Below are 26386 nucleotides of genomic sequence, written 5' to 3'. Positions count from 1 at the left end.
TGGATTCATGTCGAACCAGAAACTTACGCGGCGCTCCGCTCTGGCGGGCCTTGGCGCGGCGGCGGCCGTTGCCACATTTCCCGCGCTTCCTGCGATTTCCGCGCCCCTGCGCAAGCTGGTGAAACCGCCGCGCCTGCGCGAGGGCGACGTGCTGGGCCTCGTCGCTCCGGCGCGGTTCGTGGGGGACCGGTTCGGGCTCGATTCGATCATGAGCACCGTGCGCGCCATGGGGCTGGAGCCGAAGGCGGCGCCGCATGTGCTTGAGCGGGAAGGCTACCTTGCCGGTTCCGACGCGGCGCGGGCGGGCGATCTCATGGCCATGTTCGCCGATCCCAAGGTGCGGGGAATCATGTCGGTGGCGGGCGGCTGGGGGTGTGCCCGGCTCCTGCCGCTGCTCGATTTTGACCGGATCGCTGCCAGTCCCAAGCTGTTCGCGGGCTTCAGCGACAATACCGCCCTGCATCTCGCTTTCGCCGCGCGAACCGGCGTGGCGTCGATCCACGGCCCCAATGCTGCCGCCTCCTGGCCGCCTGCGGCCTGGGAATCGTTCCATGCGCTGGCTTTCGAAGGGGCCACGCCGACCTGGCAGGTACCGCAGGGCGCGGGCGCGAACCTCGCGGGGCGGGGCAAGGATCTGCGCACGTTCCACGGCGGCAAGGCACGGGGGCGGCTGCTGGGCGGCAACCTCACCGTGCTTTCGGCGCTGGTGGGCACGCCCTACCTGCCCGACTTCACCGGCGCGGTGCTGTTCATCGAGGACACCAACGAATCCGAGTACCGGATCGACCGCATGCTCACCCAGCTCTCCCTGGCGGGGATGTTCGACAAAGTGGCGGGCGTGGTCTTCGGCCAGTGCACCGGCTGCCAGAACCCGGATGGCGGCTATTCCAATTTCACGATCTACGAAGTGCTTGACCGCCAGTTCTCCGGGCTTCGGGTGCCTGCCTTCCAGGGGCTCCAGATCGGCCACATCGCCGCGCAGGTCAGCGTGCCGGTAGGCCTGCCGGTGGAAATCGACGCCGATGCCGGCACCATGCGCCTGCTGGAGCCGGCCGTTACCTGAAACGGTGCAGGCCATCATCGCGCGGGTGCGCCTGCACTTGAGGCACGGGGAAGTGGCTGTTATCGCGGGGCCATGTCCAACTGTGACCTGTGTGTCGTTCGGAACCGGGCGATCTGTTCATCCCTCGATGCGAAGGAGCTCGAAGCGCTCAACGCCATCGGGCGCACCCGCACGATCCAGCCCGGCGAATCGCTGATCTGGGAAGGCGAGGATTCGGTTCTCGTCGCGAACGTGATCGACGGCGTGCTCAAGCTGTCCACCAACACCGAGGACGGGCGGGAGCAGATCGTCGGCGTGGTCTATCCGTCCGACTTCATCGGCCGGCCCTTCGGCGGCACCAGCGGCCACGGGGCCACGGCGCTGACCGAGGCGAAGGTCTGCGTGTTCTCCCGCCGCGATTTCGATGCCTTTGCGCGCGAACATCCGGCGCTGGAGCACAAGCTGCTGGAGCGTACGCTGGCCGAGCTTGACCGCACGCGCCGCTGGATGCTGCTGCTGGGTCGCAAGTCCGCCTCCGAAAAGCTGGCGAGCTTCCTGATCGAGATGGCGGAGCGGCTCGAGGTGCCGGGTTGCACGTGGAACTTCGAAGAACCGGGCCAGCGCCGCGTGACGCTGCCGTTCTCCCGCCAGCAGATCGCCGACGTGCTCGGCCTCACCATCGAGACGGTGAGCCGCCAGTTCACCCGGCTCAAGAACGATCGCGTGATCGACCTGCCTTCCCGCCGGGAGGTGACGATCCTCGATTACGAGGTGCTGGTGGCCGAGGCCGGCTGAGCATACCGAAAGCGCCGTACCGGCCCCTTCGCCAGCCCGGACAGGACAAAAAAAGGGCGGCCCCGAGAGGCCGCCCTTCCTTTTTCTGCTCGGAAGAACCCGAGAAGAAGATTACTTGAGCTCGACGGTGCCGCCGGCTTCTTCGATCTTCTTCTTGATGTCTTCGGCTTCAGCCTTGTTGACGCCTTCCTTGACGGCCTTGGGAGCGCCTTCAACGAGAGCCTTGGCTTCAGCGAGGCCCAGACCGGTGATGGCGCGGACTTCCTTGATGACCTGGATCTTCTTGCCACCGTCGCCGGTGAGGATGACGTCGAATTCGGTCTGCTCTTCAGCGGCAGCGGCTTCGCCGGCCGGGGCAGCAGCCACGGCAACGGCAGCAGCGGCGGAAACGCCCCATGCTTCTTCGAGAGCCTTGGCGAGGTCAGCGGCCTCGAGGACGGTCAGCTGCGACAGTTCTTCAACAAGCTTGGCGATATCGGCCATGATAATAACTCCTGATCTGTGGTCCCGGGGTGCAGGATGCGATCCACCGGGATAAATCGAAACGAATAGAATTGCTTAGGCTTGGCCCTTCGCGATCTTACGAAAAATCGCTCGGGGCTTGAGCTCAAGCAGCCTTGTCGGCGTAGGCAGCGAAGACGCGCGCCAGCTTGGCCGCCGGAGCGGTCTGAAGCTGGGCGATCTTGGTCGCCGGAGCCTGAACGAGGCCGATGAGCTTGGCGCGCAGTTCGTCGAGCGAGGGCATCGAGGCGAGAGCCTTGACACCATCGGCGTTCAGAACCTGCGAACCCATCGCGCCGCCGACGATCTCGATCTTGTCGGTCGTCTTGGCGAATTCGACGACGGCCTTGGCAGCCGCGACGGGGTCGACCGAAGTCGCGATAGCCGTCGGGCCGTTGAGGAAGTCGCCGATACCGACATAGTCGGTGTCCGCGATGGCAAGCTTGGCAAGACTGTTCTTCGCAACCTTGTAAGTCGCGCCCGCATCACGAATCTTGCCGCGCAGGGCGGTGGACTGAGCCACCGACATGCCGAGGTTGCGGGTGATGACCACCACGCCGACCTCGTTGAAGACCGCGTTGAGAGTGGCGACCGAATCGGCTTTCTGCGAACGATCCATGCCTTACTCCTTCACATGTGACCGCTTGGGACTTGCATCCCGCACGGCCGGCTACGTTTGTCCGAAGCGCTGATGCACTTCGGGCGGGTCCGTTTGCGATGGGGAAGGAGTTCTTCGTGCCGAAGCCCGAATATGGCACCACGCTTCGAAAAGGAGCGAGGGCCGGAAAATTTCCTGTTCCCCGTCTAGGCTGGAAATTAAGCTCTCGCAGATCGAGGGCACCAACTGTCTCGGACGGATGAACGATGGGCCGGGGCCCAACGGTTCGAGCGCGCCTCTGAAGGAAAGCGCGCCCGGAGTCAAGTAATCTCGGTTTGCAGGATCAGTCTGGCAGGGTCAGTCCGGCTGGGTCAGTCCGGCTGGGCTTCCGGTTCCGGCGTTTCCGGCGCGCCATATCCCAGCAGGTCGCCAGGCTGGCAGTCCAGTTCCCGGCAGATCGCCTCCAGCGTGGAGAAGCGGATCGCCTTGGCCTTGCCGGTCTTGAGGATCGAGAGGTTGGCCAGGGTGATGCCGATGCGTTCCGCCAGTTCGGTCAGCGTCATGCGGCGGGCGTAGAGCAGGTCGTCGAGCTTGACCACGATATTGCCTCCTTCGTTGCCGTCTTCGGCCATCATACGGTCCCTTCCAGTTCGGCGCGCATTTCCGAGCCCTTGCGGAACACGCGTGCCAGAATGAACAGGATCAGCATCAGCAGCAGGCCGTTGCCCGAGATTCCGCCCATGCCCTCGAGATCGGTATGGCCTTCGCCGATCCGGTTGACCCACGCGCCGAGCCCGGAAAGCGGCAGGCCGATGAGCTGCACTACGAGGCTGAGCCATGCCATCTGCGTGAGCCGCCGGGCATTGTCCGGCACGAAGGGGTCGCCCTCGCCCACGGTGCCGACGATGCGCTTGAGCAACTGAAAGATCCGGAACAGGACGCCGCACAGGATCGCGGCAAAGACCAGGATACCGCTGACCGCCCAGAAGAACTGCGGCGTGACGAGCGGCATCTCCCGCGCAAGTTCGACCGAGATGTCGTTCTGGAAGAACAGCAGCAGCGGGATGGCCACAAGGCAGGCGGCGACGGCGATGGCCATCGTGGCCATCAGGAACCACAGTAGGCCCTTGGCGATGGCGAGCAGCGGATCGCGGGTGATCGAGTTCATGGTGGAAGGCATTGTCCGGGTCCCCCTGGTTGTTCGTTCTGTGGTTCGCGAAATTACATCAGCGCCGGGGTGATCGGCGCCGCGAGCACGATCACGTCGTTTCCGGCGGTGGCGGCGGCTTCGGCGGGCGTGGAAACGGTGGGGAGCCAGAAGGCGGCCATGAGGACCGCGGCCAGGACAACGGCGAGAGGGCGTGAAGCCGATGAGGTGTTCGAGAGGGTCATGTTCGTTCTCCGATATGCTTGATATCGATATTCAATAAGCGCGATTCGCCTTATCGTCAATCGATAATATCGAAAAACAATATGTGCCTGATTGTATTTCGAGAAATCCGTCTTCCGCGACCGCTTGCGGGGCAAGGCCGGGCGGCGCCGGTGGCGGAGGCACGGAAAAGCGGGGCGACTCCCGAGGGAATCGCCCCGCATTGGGACCGGTCCGCCGCGCAGGGGTTACGGCGGAGTCGGCGTCAGGCGTCGACCGGTTCTTGTTGTTCGGCCCTGGAGGGTGGGGAGGGCTTGGTCGTGGGCCTGTAGGTGCGCCAGTCGAAAGGCTTGCCCTGGGTCTGCAGGTGCTCGCGGTGTTGCAGGATCAGCCGCGCGCGGCGCATCCGGGCCTTGTGCGAGGTGAACGGGTTTGCGGCGTCGGGCGGCGCGGCCACCATGGTTTCGAGCAGGGCCTGACGGTCCTCGCCAAGCGGAACCGGGCCTTGCGCGGCGGGGATGGCGGTAGCGGCGGGCGGCGCAATCTCCGCGCCTCGCGGATGCACTGCCGTGGCGGGATAGGCCTCGATCTCGTCGGCGTAGTCCGGGCTGGTGTAGTCGGGGCTGGCGTAGTCCGGCTCGATCCGGTCCTGCCTGCGGCGCAGGGTCATGAGCGCGATCCCGGCGCCGGCCACGCCGAGCGCGGCGAGCAGACCGACGATGCCCTCCACCGGGAGGCGATCCGAGGCGGGGCTGTCATTCGCGGCTTGCGGTGCGGCTGCGGGCGGAGGAGTGGCCGGGACATCGCCTGTCGTGGCCGGAGCCGGCGCCGCGTCCCCCTGTGCCAGGGCGCCGTCCCGCGCAGTTCCGGCATCGGATGCGGTGGGAACGCGGGTGGGTTCGGGCGGCGAACGGGTGACTGCGGTGGCGGCGCTCGTCGTGCGGGCCTGTCTGGTTGCGGGTTCGCGAGCCGGGGCCGCCTGTTCAGCCGGGGCGGCGACAGGAACAGCGGCGACAGGGACTGGCGTGGCCGCCTCTACGGCCGGCGGAGCGGGCGTATCGGCCGCCGGTTCCGAGCCCAGATCCGGCAGGACAAGCGTCGGCACGGCCGAAGGTACGGCGGACGGCGGGGGCGCTGGCTCCGCCGGCACGGCAATTGTCGGTGCGGCTGCGTCGGGCAGTGGCGGTGATACCGCTTCCTGCGCGAAGGCAGGGGCGGAAGTGAACGCGAGGACGGCGGCAATCGCCGTAAGCGCGACATGCGAGCGGGGGGCGTGAGCTTTTTCCATGCATGTCCAATGCGGGAAATGCGACGAAGTTACCCGACAACTTGTGAATTCGCGGCGAAACGAAGCAAATAGGACGACGAATTGCTGGGTTGTGTGCGCATGATACTCATGAATGATTTTTTCCTAATAAATAACATTTCAAAATGAAAACGCGTTGTTCATTTGGCGTTCACGATTTTGGCATCTGTCGCCGCTGCCTTGATTGGTTGCGGCAATGGCCTTGTCGGCTCGTCATCTGTTTTCGGGGCGAGGCGGGGTTTGACACCATGGTCCCGCACTCCTATATGACGCCCTCGCTCGATCGCTTCGAGCAAGGCATGTCCATGCGCGGGGACATGCCCGGGAAGGAAGCGGAACGAGTTCATCTGACGCAGAAGGCTGCTGGCCGCATCGGTAAAACCTCAGGGTTTCCGCGCGTGCCGTGCGGCCTTTTGGTGTTTCGGATAAGCGGACAAGACGTCCTCGCGAAGACGAAATTACTCGGGCCGGTCCTTTCGAATCGGCCCTCAGAAGCGAAGAGGCAAAGACCAGGTCATGGCCACCAAGCCCGTCGATAACCGCCGCTCCGTCAAGAAGCGGATCCGCAAGATCTTTGGCGACATCCACGAAGTCGTCCAGATGCCGAACCTCATCGAGGTCCAGCGCGAGAGCTACGAACAGTTCCTGCGCTCGAACCCGGCGACGGGCTACGTCTCGGGCCTCGAGAAGACCCTGCGTTCGGTCTTCCCGATCCGCGACTTCGCCGGCACCAGCGAACTCGACTTCGTCCACTACGAGCTGGAAGAGCCGAAGTACGACGTGACCGAGTGCCGCCAGCGCGGCATCACTTATGCGGCCCCGATGAAGGTCACTCTGCGCCTCATCGTGTTCGAAGTGGACGCCGAGACCGAGACCCGCTCGGTCCTCGATATCAAGGAGCAGGACGTCTACATGGGCGACATGCCCCTGATGACGGAAAACGGCACCTTCTTCATCAACGGCACCGAGCGCGTCATCGTCTCGCAGATGCACCGTTCGCCGGGCGTCCTTTTCGACCATGACCGCGGCAAGACCCACTCCTCGGGCAAGTTCCTCTTCGCTGCCCGCGTGATCCCCTACCGTGGTTCGTGGCTCGACTTCGAGTTCGACGCCAAGGACATCGTGAACGTGCGTATCGACCGCAAGCGCAAGCTGCCGGTCACCGCGCTGCTTTACAGCCTCGGCCTCGATAGCGAGCAGATCCTCGACTATTTCTACCAGACCGTGACCTGGAAGCGTGGCTCGGGCGGCTGGCAGCTGCCTTACCAGCCCGAAGCATGGCGCGGCGCCAAGCCCGCCTTCGACATCGTCGACGCCAAGTCGGGTGAAGTCGTGTTCGCGGCCGGCCAGAAGATCAGCCCGCGTGCCGCCAACAAGGCGCAGAAGGACGGTCTTGAGGAACTCCTCATCCCGACCGAGGAAATCTTCGGCCGCTATTCGGCCAAGGATCTGATCGACGAGTCGACCGGACGCATCTACATCGAGGCCGGTGACGAAGTGTCGCCGGAGAACCTCGAAGCGCTCGACCGCGCGGGCATCGACCAGATCGACCTGCTCGACATCGACGACGTGAACACCGGTCCCTGGATCCGCAACACGATGAAGGCCGACAAGGCCGAAAACCGCGACATGGGTCTGGAAGCGATCTACAAGGTCATGCGTCCGGGCGAACCGCCGACGAAGGAAACCGCCGAAGCTCTCTTCGCCGGCCTGTTCTTCGACGCCGATCGCTACGACCTCTCGGCCGTGGGTCGCGTCAAGCTGAACATGCGTCTCGGCCTCGAAGTCGAGGATACCGTCACCACCCTGCGCACCGACGACATTCTCGCGGTCGTGAAGGAACTGGTCGGCCTCAAGGACGGCAAGGGCGAAATCGACGACATCGACAACCTCGGCAACCGCCGCGTGCGTTCGGTGGGCGAGCTGCTGGAAAACCAGTACCGCGTCGGCCTGCTCCGCATGGAGCGCGCCGTGAAGGAGCGCATGTCGTCGGTCGACGTGTCGACGGTCATGCCGAACGACCTCATCAACGCCAAGCCCGCCGTGGCCGCCGTTCGCGAGTTCTTCGGTTCCTCGCAGCTCTCGCAGTTCATGGACCAGACCAACCCGCTGTCGGAAGTCACCCACAAGCGCCGCGTTTCGGCCTTGGGCCCGGGTGGTCTTACCCGTGAGCGCGCCGGCTTCGAAGTCCGCGACGTTCACCCGACCCACTATGGTCGTATCTGCCCGATTGAAACGCCGGAAGGCCCGAACATCGGTCTGATCAACTCGCTCTCGACCTTCGCCCGCGTCAACAAGTACGGCTTCATCGAAACGCCGTATCGCCGCGTGGTGGACGGTCATGTGTCGGGCGAGGTCGTCTACCTCTCGGCCATGGAAGAGCAGAAGCACACCGTCGCGCAGGCTTCGGCCGGACTGAACGCGGACGGCTCCTTCGTCGAGGAACTCGTCTCGGCTCGCCAGAACGGCGAATTCGTGATGAGCCCGCGCGATCAGATCACGCTGATGGACGTTTCGCCCAAGCAGCTCGTCTCGGTGGCCGCCTCGCTCATTCCGTTCCTGGAAAACGACGACGCCAACCGCGCACTCATGGGCTCGAACATGCAGCGTCAGGCCGTGCCGCTCGTGAAGGCGGACGCTCCGTTCGTCGGCACCGGCATGGAAGAGACGGTGGCGCGCGATTCGGGCGCCGCGATCTCGGCGCTGCGCGCCGGTATCGTCGACCAGGTCGATGCCACCCGTATCGTCATCCGCGCCTCGGGCGATATCGAACCCGGCAAGTCGGGCGTCGACATCTACCGCCTGCAGAAGTTCGAACGCTCGAACCAGTCGACCTGCATCAACCAGCGTCCGCTGGTGAAGGTGGGCGAAGTGGTCCAGGCCGGCGATACCATCGCCGACGGTCCGTCGACCGAGTTCGGCGAACTGGCGCTGGGCCGCAACGTGCTCGTCGCGTTCATGCCCTGGAACGGCTACAACTACGAAGACTCCATCCTCATCTCCGAGCGGATCGTGAAGGAAGACGTCTTCACCTCGATCCACATCGACGAGTTCGAGGTCATGGCCCGCGACACCAAGCTGGGTCCGGAAGACATCACCCGCGACATCCCGAACGTCGGCGAGGAAGCCCTGCGCAACCTCGACGAAGCGGGCATCGTCTACATCGGCGCCGAAGTGCACCCGGGTGACATCCTGGTCGGCAAGATCACGCCGAAGGGCGAAAGCCCGATGACGCCGGAAGAAAAGCTCCTGCGCGCCATCTTCGGTGAAAAGGCTTCGGACGTCCGCGACACCTCGCTGCGTCTGCCGCCGGGCGTTTCGGGAACGATCGTCGACGTGCGCGTCTTCAACCGCCACGGCATCGAGGTCGACGACCGTACCCGCGCGATCCAGAACGAGGAAATCGAACGCCTCGCCAAGGACCGCGAGGACGAACGTGCGATCCTCAACCGCGCCACCTACAACCGTCTGAAGGACATGCTCCTCGGCCAGGTCGCCGCTTCGGCGCCCAAGGGCATCAAGAAGGGCGTGGACATCACCGACGAGGTGCTGGACGAGGTCGAGCGTCACGAATGGTGGAAGTTCGCGGTTGCGGACGATCACATGCAGTCGCAGCTCGAAGCGGTGAAGACCCAGTACGACCTCACCGTCAAGGCGATCCAGGAGAAGTTCGAGGACCGCAAGGAGAAGCTGGAACGCGGTGACGAACTCGCGCCCGGCGTGCTCAAGATGGTCAAGGTCTTCGTGGCCGTGAAGCGCAAGCTTCAGCCGGGCGACAAGATGGCCGGCCGTCACGGTAACAAGGGTATCATCAGCCGCATCCTGCCGCTGGAAGACATGCCCTTCCTCGAGGACGGTACGCCTGTCGACTTCGTGCTGAACCCGCTGGGCGTGCCTTCGCGCATGAATGTCGGTCAGATCTTCGAGACGCACCTTGGCTGGGCCGCCCGCGGCCTCGGCAAGCGCATCGGCGCGGCTCTGGACGATTGGCGTGCAGCCAATCCGAACCCGGAAGCCGGCCAGCCGCCCGAAGCGGTTCGCGAGCTGCTCAAGGAAGTCTACGGCGACAACTACACCGCGGAGATCGACGCGCGCACTGACGAGCAGATCGTCGAGTTCGCCGGTGCCGTCCGTCTGGGCGTGCCGATGGGTTCGCCGGTGTTCGACGGCGCGGTCGAGAAGGATGTCACCGACATGCTGCGTCTCGCCGGTCTCGACGAGTCGGGCCAGGTGGACCTGTACGACGGCCGCACCGGCGACCGCTTCGACCGCAAGGTCACTGTCGGCTGCAAGTACGTGCTCAAGCTGCACCACCTTGTCGACGACAAGATCCACGCGCGTTCGATCGGCCCCTACTCGCTCGTCACCCAGCAGCCGCTGGGCGGTAAGGCGCAGTTCGGTGGCCAGCGCTTCGGTGAAATGGAGGTCTGGGCTCTCCAGGCCTACGGCGCGGCGTACACTCTGCAGGAAATGCTCACGGTTAAGTCGGACGACGTTGTCGGCCGCACCAAGGTCTACGAAGCGATCGTCAAGGGCGACGACACCTTCGAGGCCGGCATTCCCGAGAGCTTCAACGTGCTCGTCAAGGAAATGCGCTCGCTGGGTCTCAACGTCGAACTCTCGTCGATCGATACCGACGACGACGGCGTGGCGATCGCGGCGGAATAACGGGATCGGGCGGAGCCTTCGCGCTCCGCCCTGCCTGCCCCGCGCCCAGAGAATTTACCCTCCAGAGGGACTGAAACTATGAACGACCTGTCCAAGTTCACGAACCAGATGGCGAAGCCCGAGACGTTCGACCAGATCCAGATCGGTCTGGCGAGCCCCGAGCGCATCCGCTCCTGGTCCTTCGGCGAAATCAAGAAGCCGGAAACCATCAACTACCGTACGTTCAAGCCTGAGCGTGACGGCCTCTTCTGCGCCCGCATCTTCGGTCCCGTGAAGGACTACGAATGCCTTTGCGGCAAGTACAAGCGCATGAAGTACAAGGGCGTCGTCTGCGAAAAGTGCGGCGTCGAAGTCACCGTGACCAAGGTGCGCCGCGAGCGCATGGGCCACATCGAACTGGCCGCGCCGGTTGCGCACATCTGGTTCCTCAAGTCGCTGCCGTCGCGCATCGGCCTGCTGCTCGACATGCAGCTCAAGCAGCTTGAGCGCGTCCTCTACTTCGAGAGCTACATCGTCATCGAGCCGGGCCTGACCCCGCTCGAGAAGTACCAGCTCCTCACCGAAGACGAGATGCTCGACGCGCAGGACGAGTATGGCGAAGACGCCTTCTCGGCCGGTATCGGCGCCGAGGCGGTGAAGCACATGCTCATCAACCTCGACCTCGAGCAAGAGCGTGCGGACCTTCTCCAGGAACTTGAGACGACCAAGTCGGAACTCAAGCCCAAGAAGATCATCAAGCGCCTCAAGGTCGTGGAATCGTTCATCGATTCGGGCAACCGTCCCGAGTGGATGATCCTTGAGGTCGTGCCGGTCATCCCGCCGGAACTGCGTCCGCTGGTGCCGCTGGACGGCGGCCGCTTCGCGACGTCGGACCTCAACGACCTCTATCGCCGCGTCATCAACCGCAACAACCGCCTGAAGCGCCTGATCGAGCTGCGCGCGCCGGACATCATCGTCCGCAACGAAAAGCGCATGCTCCAGGAAGCCGTTGACGCCCTGTTCGACAACGGCCGCCGCGGCCGCGTCATCACCGGCGCCAACAAGCGTCCGCTGAAGTCGCTGTCCGACATGCTCAAGGGCAAGCAGGGCCGCTTCCGTCAGAACCTTCTCGGCAAGCGCGTCGACTATTCGGGCCGTTCGGTCATCGTGACCGGTCCGGAACTCAAGCTGCACCAGTGCGGCCTGCCCAAGAAGATGGCGCTCGAGCTGTTCAAGCCGTTCATCTACGCCCGTCTGGATGCCAAGGGTCTTTCGATGACCCTGAAGCAGGCCAAGAAGTGGGTCGAGAAGGAGCGCAAGGAAGTCTGGGACATCCTCGACGAAGTCATTCGCGAGCACCCGGTCATGCTGAACCGCGCGCCCACGCTTCACCGTCTCGGCATTCAGGCCTTCGAGCCCGTGCTGATCGAAGGCAAGGCGATCCAGCTGCACCCGCTCGTCTGCTCGGCCTTCAACGCCGACTTCGACGGTGACCAGATGGCCGTCCACGTGCCGCTCTCGCTGGAAGCCCAGCTTGAAGCGCGCGTGCTGATGATGTCCACCAACAACATCCTGTCGCCGGCGAACGGCAAGCCGATCATCGTTCCTTCGCAGGACATGGTTCTCGGTCTGTACTACCTGTCGATGGACCGCACCGGCGAGCCGGGCGAAGGCATGAAGTTCGCGGACATGGCCGAAGTGCATCAGGCACTTCACGTCGGCGCCGTGACGCTGCACTCGAAGATCGAGGCCCGCGTGCCGCAGACCGACGAGAACGGCGGTCAGTACATGAAGCGCTTCGAGACCACTCCGGGCCGCATGCTGCTGGGCGAATGCCTGCCGAAGTCGCACACGGTGCCCTTCGACGTCGTCAACCGCCTTCTGACCAAGAAGGAAATCGGTGACGTCATCGATCAGGTCTACCGTCACACCGGCCAGAAGGACACGGTGCTGTTTGCCGACGCGATCATGTCGCTCGGCTTCCGCAACGCGTTCAAGGCGGGCATCTCCTTCGGCAAGGATGACATGATCATCCCGGATTCGAAGGAAGCGCTCGTGGGCGAGACCAAGGAACTGGTCGCCGATTACGAGCAGCAGTACCAGGACGGCCTCATCACCCAGCAGGAAAAGTACAACAAGGTGATCGACGCCTGGAGCCGTTGCGGCGACCAGGTGGCGAACGCCATGATGGAAGAGCTGAAGGCCCAGCCGATCGATCCCGAAACGGGCCGCATGGCCCAGATCAACTCGATCTACATGATGAGCCACTCCGGTGCGCGTGGTAGCCCGGCGCAGATGAAGCAGCTTGGCGGTATGCGCGGCCTCATGGCCAAGCCGTCGGGCGAGATCATCGAAACGCCGATCATCTCGAACTTCAAGGAAGGTCTGACCGTTCTTGAATACTTCAACTCGACCCACGGCGCCCGTAAGGGCCTGGCCGACACGGCACTGAAGACGGCGAACTCGGGTTACCTGACCCGCCGTCTGGTCGACGTGTCGCAGGACTGCGTCGTCGTGATCGAGGATTGCGGTACCGAGCGCGCGCTGGAAATGCGTTCGATCGTGCAGGGCGGTTCCACCATCGCCTCGCTCGCCGAGCGTATCCTGGGCCGTACCCTGGCCGAGGACATCGTCGACAAGGAAGGCAATGTCGTTGCCGCCAAGGGCCAGCTCCTCGACGAAGCCGCAGTGGCTGCGATCGAGGCGACCGGCCTGCAGGCTGCCCGCATCCGTTCGCCGCTGGTCTGCGAAGCCCAGCAGGGCGTCTGCGGCAAGTGCTACGGCCGTGACCTGGCGCGTGGTACTCCGGTCAACATCGGTGAAGCTGTCGGCGTCATCGCCGCGCAGTCGATCGGTGAACCGGGCACGCAGCTCACCATGCGTACCTTCCACATCGGCGGCGCCGCCCAGCTCAACGAAACCAGCCACCTGGAATCGATGTGCGACGGTAAGGTCGAGTATCGCGATATCCCGACGATCGTCGACAAGCGCGGTCGTCGCCTGTCGCTCGCCCGTAACGGCGAAATCGTGGTCTATGACAGCGAAGGCCGCGAGCGCGCCATGCACCGCGTGCCTTACGGTACGGTGCTGCTCCACACCAACGGCGCTTCGGTGAAGGAAGGCGAACGCCTGGCAGAGTGGGATCCGTTCTCGCTGCCGATCATCACCGAAACCTCGGGCGTGGTGAAGTATCAGGACCTCCTGGATACCCGCACCCTGACCGAGCACGTCGACGATGCAACCGGCATGACCAGCCGCGTCGTCACCGAAGACCGTTCGTCGCGCACCGCGAAGAAGAAGGAAGACCTGCGTCCGCGCATCACTCTTCTGGACGATTCGTCGGGTGAAACCGCGCGCTACATGATGGCGCCGGGCACCACCCTCTCGGTCGAGGACGGCCAGACCGTCGAAGCCGGCGACATCATCGCCCGTGCTTCGCGCGAAGCCGCCAAGACCCGCGACATCACCGGCGGTCTGCCGCGCGTTGCCGAACTGTTCGAGGCCCGCAAGCCGAAGGACAACTCGATCATCGCCAAGGTGTCGGGCCGCATCGAGTTCGTGCGTGACTACAAGGCCAAGCGCAAGATCGCGATCATCCCGGAAGAGGGTGAACCGATCGAGTACCTGATCCCGAAGAGCCGCGTGATCGACGTTCAGGAAGGCGACTTCGTGAAGAAGGGCGACAACCTGATCTCCGGTTCGCCCGATCCGCACGACATTCTGGAAGTCCTCGGCGTCGAGGCTCTGGCAGAATATCTCGTTGCGGAAATCCAGGAAGTCTACCGCTTGCAGGGCGTGAAGATCAACGACAAGCACATCGAAACGATCGTTCGTCAGATGCTGCAGAAGGTCGAGATCACGGCCGGTGGCGACACCACCTTGCTGCCGGGCGAACAGGTCGACTACGAGGAAATGTTCGAGATCAACAGCAAGCTTCCCGAGGGCAAGATGCCCGCGGAAGGCAAGCCGGTGCTTCTCGGCATCACCAAGGCGTCGCTCCAGACCCGCTCGTTCATCTCGGCGGCGTCGTTCCAGGAGACCACCCGCGTGCTCACGCAGGCGGCTGTCGAGGGCAAGAAGGACTCGCTCATCGGCCTCAAGGAAAACGTCATCGTCGGCCGCCTCATCCCGGCGGGTACCGGTGCCGGCATGAACCGCGTCCGCGTGGCGGCTACCAGCCGCGACCTCGCGCTGCGTGCGTCCTACCGCCGCATGCAGGAAGCCCTGATCGCCGCCAACACGGCGGAAGAAGAGCATGCAGCCGAACTGGCCCAGGGCCCGGAAGCTGCGATCGGCAACGATCCTCTCGCTGCGGTCGAAGGTGAAACCCATGGTCTGGATGCCGATGCCGGCGATTACCTGATCAAGGGCGACGAGGAGGGCGGCGAGGCGTAAGCCTCTCCCCTCCCGCCACACAGGCAAACTAAAAGCCCCGCCGGATCGCTCCGGCGGGGCTTTTTGCTGGTCGGTCTGTCCGGGGTCAGGCGGTCTTGCGCCGCGCCGCCAGTTCCTCGGGCGAGGGAATGACCTTGCGCAAGTCGGCGATGACGGCATCGGCATCGAGATAGCTGCCGGACATCATCCCGGCATCGCCGGGATTGCCGAAGCGGACGATGCCGCTTTGCGGACGGTTGGGCAGGGAGAGGTAGATGAAGCCGCTGAACCCCCTGGCCTTGGCCAGAAGCGCGCTGTGGAGCAGCAAGGCTTCGGGCTGGGTCATCGCATCGGACCAGATATTGACCACGTAGAACTTCGAATTCCTGAGCGGTTCCTTGGCGATCAGTTTCGATTTCTGCGCGTTCCAGACGTCCTTGCTGAGGCGCTCGTAGTCCTTGATCTGCGCGTAAGGCAGGATGTAGGTGAACAGCGTCCGGTTGTTACCGTCCGTTTCGAGCAGCTTGGCCATCTCGTTCTTCTCTCGCAGGGCCCAGATCTGCTCGGGAGTCTGGGCCAGCGATCCGAAGAGCTGTTCGGGCTTCGCATCCTTCCTGAGCATGGCATTGGTGGCCAGAAGGGCGCCGAAGCTGGGCGAGAGCCATTGCGAGCGGGCTGCGAAATTGCGGCGGGCGTCGTCGACCTTGCCGTCATGGGCGAGCAGCAGGATATCGTAGAGGTCGAGACGCTCGACGATGGCCGACTGGTTCTCCTCCGGTTTTCCCTTGGCTATCAGGGCGTCCATGTTTTCGCGGGCCTTCTTCGCCCGTTCGGCCGCCAATGCCCAGTTTCCGGCCAGTGCATGGGAGATGGCGGCGTTGGCGAGTGGCCAGGAACGCTGTGTATCGCCGTCGAGTTCCGTGAGGAAGCCGATCGTCTCGTCACGCAGCACGGCAGCTTCGGAGAAGCGCCCCACTTCGTCGAGACGGTCAGCCAGGGCCACGCCGAAAACGCCGGAAATCCGGCTCATGTTGCGATAGTACTGCTCTTCCTCGGTGCTCATGCTGCGCTGGAAGGAGCTATAGGGCCGCGTCGAAATGCCGGCGTAGAAGCTGTAAGGCATGGCCAGCGCGTTGCGCAGGCTGACCTGACGGGCCTCGGCAGGTTGACCCAGGCGCAGCAGGGCCTGGGATTCGAGGAGGTTGAAGGAAAGCCCCATCGAACGGTCGAAGTAGGAATTGCCGATCAGCCCCAGCGCCTGCGCCTCTCCCCGCGCCTTGGTGACATCGGCAAGGGCCGCCTTGTAGTCCTTGGCTTCGAACTGGTGGACTGCCCGGGCCAGGATCAGCGGCAGGCGGCGCAGGCCGTTGGTTTCCTCTTTGGGATCGTCGAGCAGCTTGCTGCAGGCCGCCACGCCGCGTTCGGCAAGCAGCCGCTTCGAGGGATTGCCAGCCTCGGGCGGAGGGGCGAACAGGGCCAGTAGCGTGACCGCGCCCAGAAGCCGCGCAAAGCTTTCCGCGCCGGTGATGTTGTTGGGTTGGCCGTCGCACCGCAGATAGAGCGAGCCGTATTTCTTCACGTCCTCGGGAAGGACGGACAGCGGATCGGCAGGTCCCTTGTCCCTGGTGTCGTTGATCGTCGGAGCCGGCGGTGCGATGCTGCCCGCATCGAGCGCCGTCTGAGCCGTTGCGGTCGTCGTGCAGACGAGCGCGGTCGCCAGCAGCAGGGCTGCCGAAGCCTTTGATTTCAAGATTTCCCCCTTTTGTAGTCGCGGCCACTGGATAACGCTGGGGCTGGGGATACGGCAAGACGCAAGAAGGCGCGCGCGGACGCAGAGCGGGGCGCTGTGTTCGACGGGGCGCGGAATCCGTCCGACCTGCGACATGGCCCCGCCGCGCCGGCGCCGCTAGAAAGGCGCCATCCCGCTCAGGCAAAGCACTTTGGCAAGGCATGGACAGGTTATGAGCAGCCCCGAATCGAAACTCGTCCCGGCCGTCATGGCCTCGATCATTGCCATGGCCACTTTCGTGGTCTGGTCCGGGTTCTCGGGGCTGGGCGCCTGATCCGGCACCGTTGATGCAGGTTGTCGCGCCCCCTGGGAGCGCGACAATGCGGGCTTACTCCGCCGCCTGAGCCTCGGCCGCGTTGGCGGCTTCGATCTCGGCAGCCTTGGCTTCCACCAGCCTCACGATGTGGTCGAGCATTTCCTCGGACTGCACGACGTGGTCGGTCACGCCCGAGAGATAGACCATGTGCTTGCCGTTGCCGCCGCCGGTGAGGCCGATGTCGGTCTCGCGCGCTTCGCCCGGGCCGTTCACCACGCAGCCGAGCACGGACAGCGAGATCGGCGTCTTGATGTGCTGGAGGCGGTCTTCCAGCGCCTCCACCGTGCGGATCACGTCGAACCCCTGGCGGGCGCACGACGGGCAGGAGACGACGCGCACGCCGCGCGTGCGCAGGCCCAGCGCCTTGAGCATCTCGAAGCCGACGCGAACTTCCTCTTCCGGCTCGGCCGAAAGCGAGACGCGCAGGGTGTCGCCAATCCCGGACCAGAGCAGCATGCCCATGCCGATCGAGGATTTCACGGTGCCGCCGATCAGCCCGCCCGCCTCGGTGATGCCAAGGTGCAGCGGGCAGTCCACCGCGTCGGCAAGCCCTTGATAGGCGGCCACGGCGAGGAACACGTCGCTGGCCTTCACCGCCACCTTGTACTCGTGGAAATCGTGGTCCTGAAGCAGCTTGATATGGTCGAGCGCCGATTCGACCAGCGCTTCGGGGCAGGGCTCGCCGTATTTTTCCAGCAGGTCCTTTTCGAGGCTGCCCGCATTCACGCCGATGCGGATCGCGCAGCCGTTGGCCTTGGCGGCACGCACCACTTCGGCCACGCGGTCGGATGAGCCGATGTTGCCGGGGTTGATGCGCAGGCACGCGGCGCCGGCATCTGCCGCTTCAAGGGCGCGCTTGTAGTGGAAATGGATGTCCGCGATCAGCGGAACGCGGGACGCTCGCACGATTTCGCGCATCGCTGCCGTGCTTTCCACATCGGGGCAGGAGACGCGGATGAGATCGGCCCCGGCATCCTCGCAGCGGCGGATCTGGTCGATCGTCGCCCCGGCGTCGGAGGTCAGGGTGTTGGTCATGGTCTGCACCGTGATCGGGGCATCGCCGCCGACGGGTACATTGCCGACCATGATCTGGCGGCTCTTGCGGCGTTCGATATCGCGCCAGGGACGTATGGAAGACATGGCGCCCCCTATAGGCGCTTGCGGGCGTGGTTTGAAGCACGATTGCGCGGGCGGCGATAAGCCTTTCGGCTTTCGATGCAGGACCGGGGGCAGGTGGGCTTGCCATCGGTTTCGCGGCGGATATCGCCAGGGCCTTTTGCGGCCCAGGGATTTCGGGCATCAGGGCCGGCATGAAGGAAGAAGTCCTGAACGATGACAGCGGCGCGCACCTGCCCCTGCTGTTCGGCCGCGTGCTCGATGGCGAAGGCGGAGGCCGGCCGATCGACTGGGACGAAGTGCAGCGCTGGCACCCCACTGCCGCCGAACCGGTGCTGTGGATTCACCTGCTGCGCACGCACCTGGGCGTGCAGGAATGGCTGGAAGACTGGCTGGAACTGACCGAGCCGACCGCCGAACTGCTCACCAGCGACGCCACCCGGCCGCGTGCGTTCCGCGAGGGCCATTCGCTGGTCGCCACCTTGCGCGGCATCAACTTCAATCCGGGCGCGGAGCCGGAGGACATGGTCTCCATGCAGCTCTGGAGCGATGGCGTCCGCGTCGTCACCCTACGCCGCCTGCCGCTCCAGACCCCGCGCATCGTCTGCAACGAGATCGACAGCGGGATGGGGCCGAACGATGCCGGCGCGCTCGTCACCGCGCTGACCGAGCACATGATCGACCGCATGAGCCACTCGATCATCGACATGAACGACATGATCGACGAGCTGGAAGACGAGACGATCGGCAACGATACCGGGGAGATGCTGGACAAGATCGTGGCGGTTCGCCGCAACTGCCTGGCGCTCAAGCGGCACATGTCCCCCCAGCACGAGGCACTGACCAGCATCGCCAACAGCGCGCCTGCCTGGTTCGAGGAGCACGACCGGCGCGAGATCGCCGAGACCATCGCCCGGCTGCGCCGCCATCTCGACGATCTCGACATCAGCAAGGAAAGCGCCGTGGTCCTGCAGGACGATATCCGCGCCCGTGCCGCCGCCAATACGCAGAAGACGCAGTACCTGCTGACGATCGTGGCCGGAATCTTCCTGCCGCTCAGCTTCATCACCGGGCTGCTGGGCATCAACGTGGGTGACATTCCGCTGGCCGCGCCGGGCTCTCACGGGTTCTGGATCATCGTCCTGATGTGCCTGTGCATCTTTGCGGCGGAGATCATGGTGGCGCGCCGGCTCAAGTGGCTTTGAAGCGCGCCGGCCCTCACATCATGCGGGCGAACAGGAATTCCTCGTCGCGCTGCTCGCCGACCATGAAGTGGATGTCGGCAACCTTGCCGAAGCCGTAGCGGGCATAGAACTTCTGCGCGCCCTCGTTGCCGCTCCATACGGAGAGCTGCACTTCGTCGGCGGCGCGTTCCCGCGCGAGGTCGAGTGCCCAGTCCATCAGGCTGGCGCCGATGCCCCGCCCGGTGGCCTCGGGATCGGTATAGAGCTGCTTGAGTTCGATGACCGCGCCGCCGCGCGCATGTTCGGGCCAGCCGCAGTCCAGCACCATCTTGCAATAGCCCAGTAGCCGGTCTTCCTCGACCGCCAGCATGATACGCATCCCGGGATCGGCGATTTCCTTGGCGACTTTCGCCTCGCTGTGCGAATCCTCGAGGAAATTGGCGAGATCCTCGGGCGTGTACATGTGCCCGAACTTCACCACGAAGCTGCGCCTGCCGAGATCGGCGAGTGCGGCGGCATCCTCGGCGGTGGCGGGGCGCAGGTTCATCACAGTTCCTTGGTCATGCAGATCGAGAACGGATCGGGGCGGTAGCCTCCGAAAGGTTCGCATTCGGTGAAGCCGTTGGCGCGGTAGAGGCCGTGCGCGGCGTGGAAGGGTTCGGGGCGCCCGGTTTCCAGGCTGACGCGCGCATAGCCGCGCGCCCGGGCTTCGTCGAGAAGGCGCAGCAGGATCGCCTTGCCGGCGCCCCGGCCCCGATAATCGGGCGCGGCGCGCATCGACTTCAGCTCGCCGTGCCCCTCGCCGAGATGCTTGATCGCCCCGCATCCGGCCAGACGCTCGCCGTCCCATGCCGAGAAGAACGTCACGTCCGGCTGGCGCAGGCGTTCGGCGGGCATGGCGTGCACGCTTTCGGGCGGCGACCACTGGTGCATTTCATCGAGATGGAGCTGAAGCAGGCCGAGCACCTCGTGCCCGGTCAAGTCATCCTCGACGATGGTGAAATGGAGAGTCATTCGGGCGCTCCGGAGAACTTGTCAGCCTTGCGGCGGCCCATGCGCATGCCCGCTTCCAGTCGGGCGCGCAACTGGGTGTAATAGGCTTCGAGGAAAGCGCGCTCGTCGTTCCAGCCATCGTTCCGGCCGATCTTCTGCGCGATCGTCTGGTACACGCTTTCCATCGACTGCTGGCGATTCTCGCGCAGCACCCGTTCGAGTGCCTGAAGCTCGAATTCGCCGTAAACCGCCAGTTCCGCGTCCTCGAAGCGGTAGGCGCGGCGCGTGGCAACGGCAGGAAAGTCTTCGTCGCCGCGGGCCATGGGAGGGTTTGGCGCGGTCTCCAGTCCGACCGACAGCGCCGCCTCGAGCTTGCGGCGCGGCCGTTCGAGGACCCAGGTGCCGGCGATCACGTCCCCGGCGCGCAGGGCGTCGCGGTTGAACAGGGGGAACAGCAGGAACAGGGCGCACCACCCGGCGGCGGTGAACCAGCCCATGCTGCTTTCCACCCCGGCCTGCATGATGAAGATCACCGGCAGGAACAGTTCGATATCGCGCAGCAGGTTGCGGGCGATCACCATTTCCGCGGTCAACCGCCCGCCATCGCGCGCGGCGATCCTCATGCCGGCCAGGCGCTTGCCCGGTGTTGCCCCGCGCGGACCCAGCTCGAAAAACAGGAAATAGGCGTTCCGGAACAGGAACATGATGACGATCCAGACGATCACCAGGAACTGCAGGGCATGGCCCAGCGCGTTCTTCGATTCGAGCTGGCGGTCGAACGCGGTCATGCCGCCGGCAATGAAGATCAGCGCGGCCGTCGTGGCCGCGATCAGTACGGCGATGATGACGAGATCGAGGATCAGCGCGCCGGCCCGCGAACCCCGGCTGGCAACGGTGACCGGCACCGTTATGCCTTCCGGCGTCACCAGCATGCGTTCACGGGAGGATCGCCGGTGCGTGAAACGGGTGCGGGTCGCGGATGCGTTCATGCCGCGCGGACCTTGTCCCGATTGCCGCGGAAGGCGAAGAAATAGGCGCTCCACAGCGCCAGCATGAAGCCGCCGACGACGAAGCGGCCGAACGTCTGGTCGATGAGCTGGCGCGCAAAGCCTTCCAGCAGGGCGGCGACGATCAGCATCAGCACCACGCCGGTCATGACCAGCGCGGCACGGCGGCCGGCTTCGGCCGTGGCATGGAGGATCGGCCGATTGCCCGGAAAGGCGATGGCGCGTCCGATGTGCAGGCCCGCGGCGCCCGCCAGCAGGATCGCGAAAAGCTCGGTGGTGCCGTGGATGGCCAGCCATCCGGCGAAGTCGACCAGCAGCCCCGCACTGTTGTAGAGCCACAGCATCGCTCCCAGCGAGGCCAGATTCTGCACCAGCAGCAGCAGCGAGGGTATGCCGAAGGCGAAGCCCAGCGCGAAGGCGAGGATCGAGACTTGTGCGTTGTTGCTGAAAAGCTGGGCGGCGAACACGCTCATCCCCGGCTGGTCGGTATCGCCGAAGATCGTCTGTCGGAGCGCTTCCGGCGTGGCGCCGGGAACGCGATTGCCCGCCATGTCGCCCACGAGGATCTGGTACCAATCGGCATCGTGCGAGACGAGCAGCCAGCCCACGGCCGCGCCCGCGATCATGACCGCCAGGGCCACGAGCACGTCGATCCAGATCGCCCGCACGGCGGCGCTCCACCCGCCGCCGAGAAAGCCGCGCAGCCAATCCCATAGCGAACTGCGCGGACCGTAGACGACGAACCACGCGCGCTGCACCAGCGCTTCGAGGTAAGCCAGCGTGGCGGCATCGAGCGAGGTTTCGCGCGCGATGGAAAGGCTTGAGGCTACCGTGCGGTAAAGGCCGGGCAGCGCCAGCAGGTCTTCGTCGGAAAGGCGGCGCAAACGGCCTTTTTCCATGCGGGTGACGATCGCCTCCAGCCGCTGCCAGTCGGCCTCGCGCTCCAGCCGGAAGCGGTCGGACCGGAGCGCCGCGCTTTCGAGAGCGAAGATGGCGTTGTCGGGAAGAAGGGTGGCCGCGTTCATCCGATCGCTCCCGATCGCTTGATTTCCAGATAGGCGTCGATCAGCCGCGTGCCGATCGTGTGCCAGGGCGCCTCGAGCACATCGACGCCGAGTTGCTGGAGCCGCCGCGTGACCAGCGCGCGCTGGCGCAGCAGGGTATCGGCGGAGACCGCCATCGACAGCACTTCCATGTCCTCGGGCGGGGCATCGGAGATGGCCTCCAGTTCGTCATCGGCCATGGTCACGAACAGCACGACATGGCGGGAGACGAGGCGGCCAATCGATTCGATCATGAGCTGCGCGCTGGTGGGATCGGCGAATTCGGAGAATACCACGATCAGCGAACGACGTTGCAGCCGCGAAGCCAGCGTCGCCAGCGCGAGCGTGAAGTTGGGCTCTTCCGACCGATATTCGAGGCCGGCGGCCGCCCGCTGGAGGCGGTGGAAATCGCGCGAGGCAGAAACGAAGGGCGTCGCCACTTCGGGGCGCGATGCAAAGCCGAACAGCGAGACGCGGTCTCCGCCCTTCAGTGCGACATAAGCGGCGGCCAGCGCCGCCGAGACCGCGCGGTCGAGCCGGGGCATGCCCTGGATCGGCTCGCACATCGCCTGCCCGCAATCGAAGGCGAAGACGATCTGGTTGTTGCGCTCGGTCTCGTACTCCTTGGCATAGAGATGGACGTGACGGGCCGAGCTTTTCCAGTCGATCCGGCGGCGGTCCATGCCCGGCTGGTATTCCGCCAGCGATTCGAACTGCGTGCCTTCGCCCCGGATGCGGCGGGCGATCAGGCCGAACTGCGCGTCCTTCAGGAAAGTCTGCAAGGCGGGCGAGCGCACGGCCTCGATGTTGGGCCAGACGCGCACGTCCTTGCCGACCGCGCCCCGGAATTGCCGTGCGCCAAGGCCGAGCGGCCCGGTCCAGCGCAGCCAGGCCGTGGAAATCCGGCCGGTGCCGCGCCGCGAAGGGCGGAATGCGAAAGTGCCTTTCCAGGGGGCCTTTCCGGCCGGAACCGGCCGCTCCAGCGGAAACGCGGCGCGGCCGCCCGGCGCGAGGCGGGGATCGCATTCGAGCGCGAGCTCGGCCCGCGCGGCGCGGCGCGGAAGATCCGCCTCGGCGGTGAAGTGCGCGTCCTTGCCCACTTCGATATCGCCGGGGGCCGAGATCCGCAGGTCTTCCATCCCGCCGGCGAGCAGGCCGTCGATCAGGATCAGCACCAGCACCGCGAGGCCGAAGGCCGGCGCCACGACCCATGCCTCGGGCCGCGTCGCGCCGATCACCAGCGCCACCGGCGCGGCGAGCGCCAGCAGCACGGCGGCGCGTGCGGTCGGGACGAGAGGGGCGGAGCGCAGGCTCATCGGTTCAGCGTGGCGCCTCGGTCTGTTCGACGAGCTGTGCCACGAGCGCCTCGACCTGCTTGCCTTCGATCTCGGCGGCGGGGCTGAGCAGGAGGCGGTGGCGCAGCACGGCGGTGGCGAGCGCCTTCACATCGTCCGGCACCACGTAGTCCCGCCCGTCAAGCGCGGCACGGGCACGGGCCGCACCGGCCAGCAGGACGGCCGCTCGCGGGCTGGCGCCGCTGGCAAGGTCCGGGCTTTCGCGAGTGGCGCGAACGAGCCGCACGACATAGTCGGTCACGCTGTCGGCCAGCGTCACCGCCGCGACGGTGCGCGAGGCGGCTTCGAGGATGGCCGTGCTCGCCACCGCTTCCACGCCGCATTCGGCCGGACTGGGCGCACCGCGATTCTCGCCGAAGCGCGAGACGATCCGCAGCTCTTCCTCGAAGCTGGGGTAGCTCACGTTCAGCTTGAACAGGAAGCGGTCGAGCTGGGCTTCGGGCAGCGGATAGACGCCCTGGTTCTCGATCGGGTTCTGCGTGGCCACGACCATGAACTGCGCGGGCAGGGCATGGGGGGTGCCATCAAGCGTGACGCGGCGCTCCTGCATCGCTTCGAGCAGGGCGGCCTGCGTCTTGGGCGGCGTGCGGTTGATCTCGTCCGCGAGCAGCAGGTCGCAGAAGATCGGCCCGTGCGTCAGGGTGAACTGGCTGGTCTGGAAATTGAACAGGTTCGAGCCGAGGATATCGCCCGGCATCAGGTCCGGGGTGAACTGGATGCGGCCGAAGTCCAGCCCCAGCGTGGCGGCGAAGCACTGCGCGAGGAAGGTCTTGGCGGTTCCCGGAGGGCCTTCCAGCAGCACGTGCCCGCGTGCGAGGAGGGCGATCAGCAGGTGTTCGACGGTTTCGGCCTGCCCGACCACCGCCTTGGCGATCTGTTCGCGGATATCCCCGGCGAGCGCGGCGACATCGGCGAGGTCGAGACTGGGGGCATCGGTCATCGGGTCAGCATCCTTTCGAGCGCGTGGAGATCGCGCGCCGCCTTGACGAGATCGTGCGGTTTCCGCGCGCGCCGGAGGCGGGCGGAAATCGCGGAAAAGGGTTCGGCATCGGCCTTGCGAGAGGCCAGCGCGCGGTCGATCGCGGCGTCGGCTTCTTCGTCCGGCATCGAGCGGGGAAGGGCGAGGGCGCGCATCAGGCGTTCACGGCTGCGGTCCGCGTAAGGGGCGCCGATCAGGTGCAGGCGGCGCGAGCGGCGCACCAGTCCTGCGGAATTGGCGACCAGCGCGCGCTTGCCGAAGGCGATCGCCCGTTCGGCGGCGAGCGGCGGTCCAAAGCGCAGGAAGGCACGCCAGCCCAGAATCAGCGCGGCCATCAGCAGGCAGAGCGTGGCGGCGAGGAAGGGCGGGGTGAAGGCCAGCGTGAGCAGGTTCCGTGAACGACCGAAGCCGTTGAGCGTCATGTCGAACGTGATCGGATCGCCGGGCTTCACCTCCATCGCGCCGACGAGGGCCTCGGCCAGCCGGGCATTTTCGAAGCGGGCCATGCCGTAGTTGTCCAGCAGGTCCGGCTCGAACACGATCACCAGCGGATAGAGGTCTTCCTCTTCACCGGAATAGAGCACGCGGTCCTCGGCCATGGCCTCAAGGCGGGGGTAGGTTCCGCCGTCATCCATGAACCCGGCCAGTGTCTGTGTTTCGTCCGCATGGATCAGCCGCACCAGGCCCGTGCCAGCGCCGGACATGACGAACCGTGTTCGCGGCAATTTGCCGGAAAGGCCTGCCCCCTGCCAGCCCGCCGCTGTCATCGGCGAGACCTGGGCCGAGAGTTCGTCGAGGAAACCTTCCCAGCGCGGGGGCGCGATGCCCTGCAGGTTCACCCAACCGCGCTTCGCGCCTTTCTGGCGGCTGTCGGCCGGCAAGGCCAGCCACTTGGGCGTGATGACGAGAGTGGGGCCGACATAGCGCCGGGCTGCCACGATCCGGTTGATTTCCTTGCCGTCGGCCTGTGCGGGCGGGGTGAGCACCAGCAGGCCCGGCTTGTCGAGACCGCCACGGCTCTTGCCGAGCGTCACGGCATAGCCGCGTCTGTCCAGATAGCCGGCCAGCGCGGCATAGCCGTTGAGGCCGCGTCCTTCGGCATGGGCCTTTCCGTCGTTGCCGGATTCGAAGCCCGCGCCGGTGGCGATCATCCACAGAAGGGCGACGAAGAGTGCGGCGCCCACGACAACGATTCCCAGGACCGCCCAGCGCGAGAACGGGTTGGCGCCTACGGCTACGGGGGCGTTCTTCCCGCTCATGCGCGCAGTTCCACTTTGGCGAAACGGGCATAGGCCTCGCGCGCGGCGTTCCAGTCATCCTGGTCGAGATCGCGCAAGGCGAAGCGGCTGCGTTCGACGCGCGCGGCGATGGTGGCGAACGTCTCGCGCCCGTTTGGCGGGAGCATCGGCAAGGAGGATATTTCGCGAGCGGTGGTGGCCGGGTGCAGCCAATCCGGCCGGGCGTCGCGAATCTGGCCGACGCTGCGTTTCAGCAGCAGGTGGACCGCGGCGGCAAAGCGGCCCTCGGCGGCGAGACGGTCGGCATCGCCGAGCAGTGCCAGCGCCTCCGCTTCGGCGGGCGCCCAGCTTTCCTCGGGCGCTTCGGCGGGACGGCTAAGCCAGGTTTCGATCAGCGGGCGGAAGATGCGCCAGAGCACGAAGAGAACGAGCACGATCGCCAAGGCGATAAGCACTTTCTCGAATACCGGCCACGACATGCCGAGCAGCTTGCCGATCGGTGCGAAGATGCTTTCCAGCACTTCGCCCAGCTTGCGCAGCCAGTCCGGAATTTGCGGGTTTGCGGGAGGCTTGACCCGGGCAAGCGGCGCGAACTGGATATCGCCGACGCTGCGCACGGCTTCCCAGTCGCTCGCCGCGTCGCGGCTTGCGGTCGTACCCGCCATCTGACCCCCACCAGCCATACCCGGCGATGATTGGCATGGGGGTATCAGCTGTGCAACCCGTTGTGGAAA

21 protein-coding genes are annotated in these 26386 nt (G+C 65.4%); 5 read left to right on the top strand and 16 right to left on the bottom strand.

Annotation, left to right across the window (positions count from 1 at the left end):
- Positions 1-7: 7 nt before the first annotated feature.
- Together ACXJ16_RS12120 and ACXJ16_RS12115 are read left to right on the top strand one after the other, a co-directional pair.
- Complete coding sequence (locus ACXJ16_RS12120; RefSeq protein ID WP_463920758.1) at positions 8-1063, top strand: S66 peptidase family protein; 1056 nt, start codon at positions 8-10, stop codon at positions 1061-1063.
- 72 nt (positions 1064-1135) lie between these two features.
- Complete coding sequence (locus ACXJ16_RS12115; RefSeq protein ID WP_324697694.1) at positions 1136-1837, top strand: Crp/Fnr family transcriptional regulator; 702 nt, start codon at positions 1136-1138, stop codon at positions 1835-1837.
- 111 nt (positions 1838-1948) lie between these two features.
- On the opposite strand, the gene rplL is transcribed toward ACXJ16_RS12115, so the two are convergent.
- The 6 genes from rplL to ACXJ16_RS12085 all read right to left on the bottom strand — a co-directional run bounded on the left by rplL (position 1949) and on the right by ACXJ16_RS12085 (position 5593).
- Positions 1949-2320, bottom strand: a complete 372-nt coding sequence (rplL, locus tag ACXJ16_RS12110; protein WP_185998250.1) for a 50S ribosomal protein L7/L12 — start codon at positions 2318-2320, stop codon at positions 1949-1951.
- A gap of 124 nt (positions 2321-2444) precedes the next feature.
- A complete protein-coding gene (rplJ, locus tag ACXJ16_RS12105) occupies positions 2445-2957 on the bottom strand; it encodes a 50S ribosomal protein L10 (RefSeq protein WP_132469373.1) in 513 nt (170 codons plus the stop codon).
- Between the two features lie 350 nt (positions 2958-3307).
- Positions 3308-3568: a helix-turn-helix domain-containing protein gene (locus ACXJ16_RS12100; RefSeq protein WP_054441052.1), complete on the bottom strand. Its 261-nt coding sequence runs from the start codon at positions 3566-3568 to the stop codon at positions 3308-3310.
- The gene (locus tag ACXJ16_RS12095) at positions 3568-4116 is read right to left on the bottom strand and encodes a DUF2975 domain-containing protein (RefSeq protein WP_292637309.1); all 549 of its coding nucleotides are present in this window, start codon (positions 4114-4116) and stop codon (positions 3568-3570) included. Before ACXJ16_RS12095 ends, ACXJ16_RS12100 begins: the two co-directional genes overlap by 1 nt.
- 41 nt (positions 4117-4157) lie before the next feature.
- Positions 4158-4328: a hypothetical protein gene (locus ACXJ16_RS12090; RefSeq protein ID WP_156336802.1), complete on the bottom strand. Its 171-nt coding sequence runs from the start codon at positions 4326-4328 to the stop codon at positions 4158-4160.
- Between the two features lie 242 nt (positions 4329-4570).
- The gene (locus ACXJ16_RS12085) at positions 4571-5593 is read right to left on the bottom strand and encodes a hypothetical protein (RefSeq protein WP_324697699.1); all 1023 of its coding nucleotides are present in this window, start codon (positions 5591-5593) and stop codon (positions 4571-4573) included.
- Positions 5594-6127: 534 nt separating this feature from the next.
- Here ACXJ16_RS12085 and rpoB point away from each other — a divergent pair.
- Entirely contained in the window at positions 6128-10279 is a 4152-nt protein-coding gene (gene rpoB / locus ACXJ16_RS12080; protein ID WP_054441046.1) for a DNA-directed RNA polymerase subunit beta, read from the top strand.
- A 78-nt stretch (positions 10280-10357) separates the two neighbouring features.
- Positions 10358-14653, top strand: a complete 4296-nt coding sequence (gene rpoC / locus ACXJ16_RS12075) for a DNA-directed RNA polymerase subunit beta' (protein ID WP_132469375.1) — start codon at positions 10358-10360, stop codon at positions 14651-14653.
- An 85-nt stretch (positions 14654-14738) separates the two neighbouring features.
- Here rpoC and ACXJ16_RS12070 read toward each other — a convergent pair whose 3' ends face one another.
- Both ACXJ16_RS12070 and ispG read right to left on the bottom strand, forming a co-directional pair.
- A complete protein-coding gene (locus ACXJ16_RS12070; protein ID WP_463920757.1) occupies positions 14739-16382 on the bottom strand; it encodes a hypothetical protein in 1644 nt (547 codons plus the stop codon).
- Between the two features lie 367 nt (positions 16383-16749).
- Positions 16750-17877, bottom strand: a complete 1128-nt coding sequence (gene ispG / locus ACXJ16_RS12065) for a flavodoxin-dependent (E)-4-hydroxy-3-methylbut-2-enyl-diphosphate synthase (protein ID WP_054441040.1) — start codon at positions 17875-17877, stop codon at positions 16750-16752.
- Between the two features lie 170 nt (positions 17878-18047).
- Between ispG and ACXJ16_RS12060 the strand changes: the two genes are divergently transcribed.
- Positions 18048-19058 carry a CorA family divalent cation transporter gene (locus ACXJ16_RS12060; RefSeq protein WP_054441038.1) on the top strand — a complete coding sequence of 337 codons (1011 nt, stop codon included), beginning with the start codon at positions 18048-18050 and terminating at the stop codon, positions 19056-19058.
- A gap of 13 nt (positions 19059-19071) precedes the next feature.
- Here ACXJ16_RS12060 and ACXJ16_RS12055 read toward each other — a convergent pair whose 3' ends face one another.
- Genes ACXJ16_RS12055 through ACXJ16_RS12020 form a run of 8 tightly spaced genes read right to left on the bottom strand, consistent with a single transcriptional unit; the run spans position 19072 to position 26317 of the window.
- Complete coding sequence (locus tag ACXJ16_RS12055; RefSeq protein WP_054441036.1) at positions 19072-19584, bottom strand: GNAT family N-acetyltransferase; 513 nt, start codon at positions 19582-19584, stop codon at positions 19072-19074.
- A complete protein-coding gene (locus ACXJ16_RS12050) occupies positions 19584-20051 on the bottom strand; it encodes a GNAT family N-acetyltransferase (RefSeq protein ID WP_054441034.1) in 468 nt (155 codons plus the stop codon). The genes ACXJ16_RS12055 and ACXJ16_RS12050 overlap by 1 nt, the downstream gene beginning before the upstream one ends.
- The gene (locus ACXJ16_RS12045; RefSeq protein ID WP_463920756.1) at positions 20048-21019 is read right to left on the bottom strand and encodes an RDD family protein; all 972 of its coding nucleotides are present in this window, start codon (positions 21017-21019) and stop codon (positions 20048-20050) included. The genes ACXJ16_RS12050 and ACXJ16_RS12045 overlap by 4 nt, the downstream gene beginning before the upstream one ends.
- Positions 21016-22062: a stage II sporulation protein M gene (locus ACXJ16_RS12040; RefSeq protein ID WP_463920755.1), complete on the bottom strand. Its 1047-nt coding sequence runs from the start codon at positions 22060-22062 to the stop codon at positions 21016-21018. The genes ACXJ16_RS12045 and ACXJ16_RS12040 overlap by 4 nt, the downstream gene beginning before the upstream one ends.
- Positions 22059-23396 (bottom strand): DUF58 domain-containing protein, encoded by a 1338-nt coding sequence (locus ACXJ16_RS12035; protein WP_324697712.1) that lies wholly within the window; start codon positions 23394-23396, stop codon positions 22059-22061. The genes ACXJ16_RS12040 and ACXJ16_RS12035 overlap by 4 nt, the downstream gene beginning before the upstream one ends.
- 4 nt (positions 23397-23400) lie before the next feature.
- Positions 23401-24375: an AAA family ATPase gene (locus ACXJ16_RS12030; RefSeq protein ID WP_054441027.1), complete on the bottom strand. Its 975-nt coding sequence runs from the start codon at positions 24373-24375 to the stop codon at positions 23401-23403.
- Entirely contained in the window at positions 24372-25673 is a 1302-nt protein-coding gene (locus ACXJ16_RS12025) for a DUF4350 domain-containing protein (protein ID WP_463920754.1), read from the bottom strand. The genes ACXJ16_RS12030 and ACXJ16_RS12025 overlap by 4 nt, the downstream gene beginning before the upstream one ends.
- The gene (locus ACXJ16_RS12020) at positions 25670-26317 is read right to left on the bottom strand and encodes a hypothetical protein (protein WP_324697714.1); all 648 of its coding nucleotides are present in this window, start codon (positions 26315-26317) and stop codon (positions 25670-25672) included. Before ACXJ16_RS12020 ends, ACXJ16_RS12025 begins: the two co-directional genes overlap by 4 nt.
- Positions 26318-26386 lie beyond the last annotated feature (69 nt).

The organism is Novosphingobium sp. TK71, from assembly GCF_055361505.1.
This window is presented reverse-complemented; position numbering and strand designations above follow the sequence as displayed.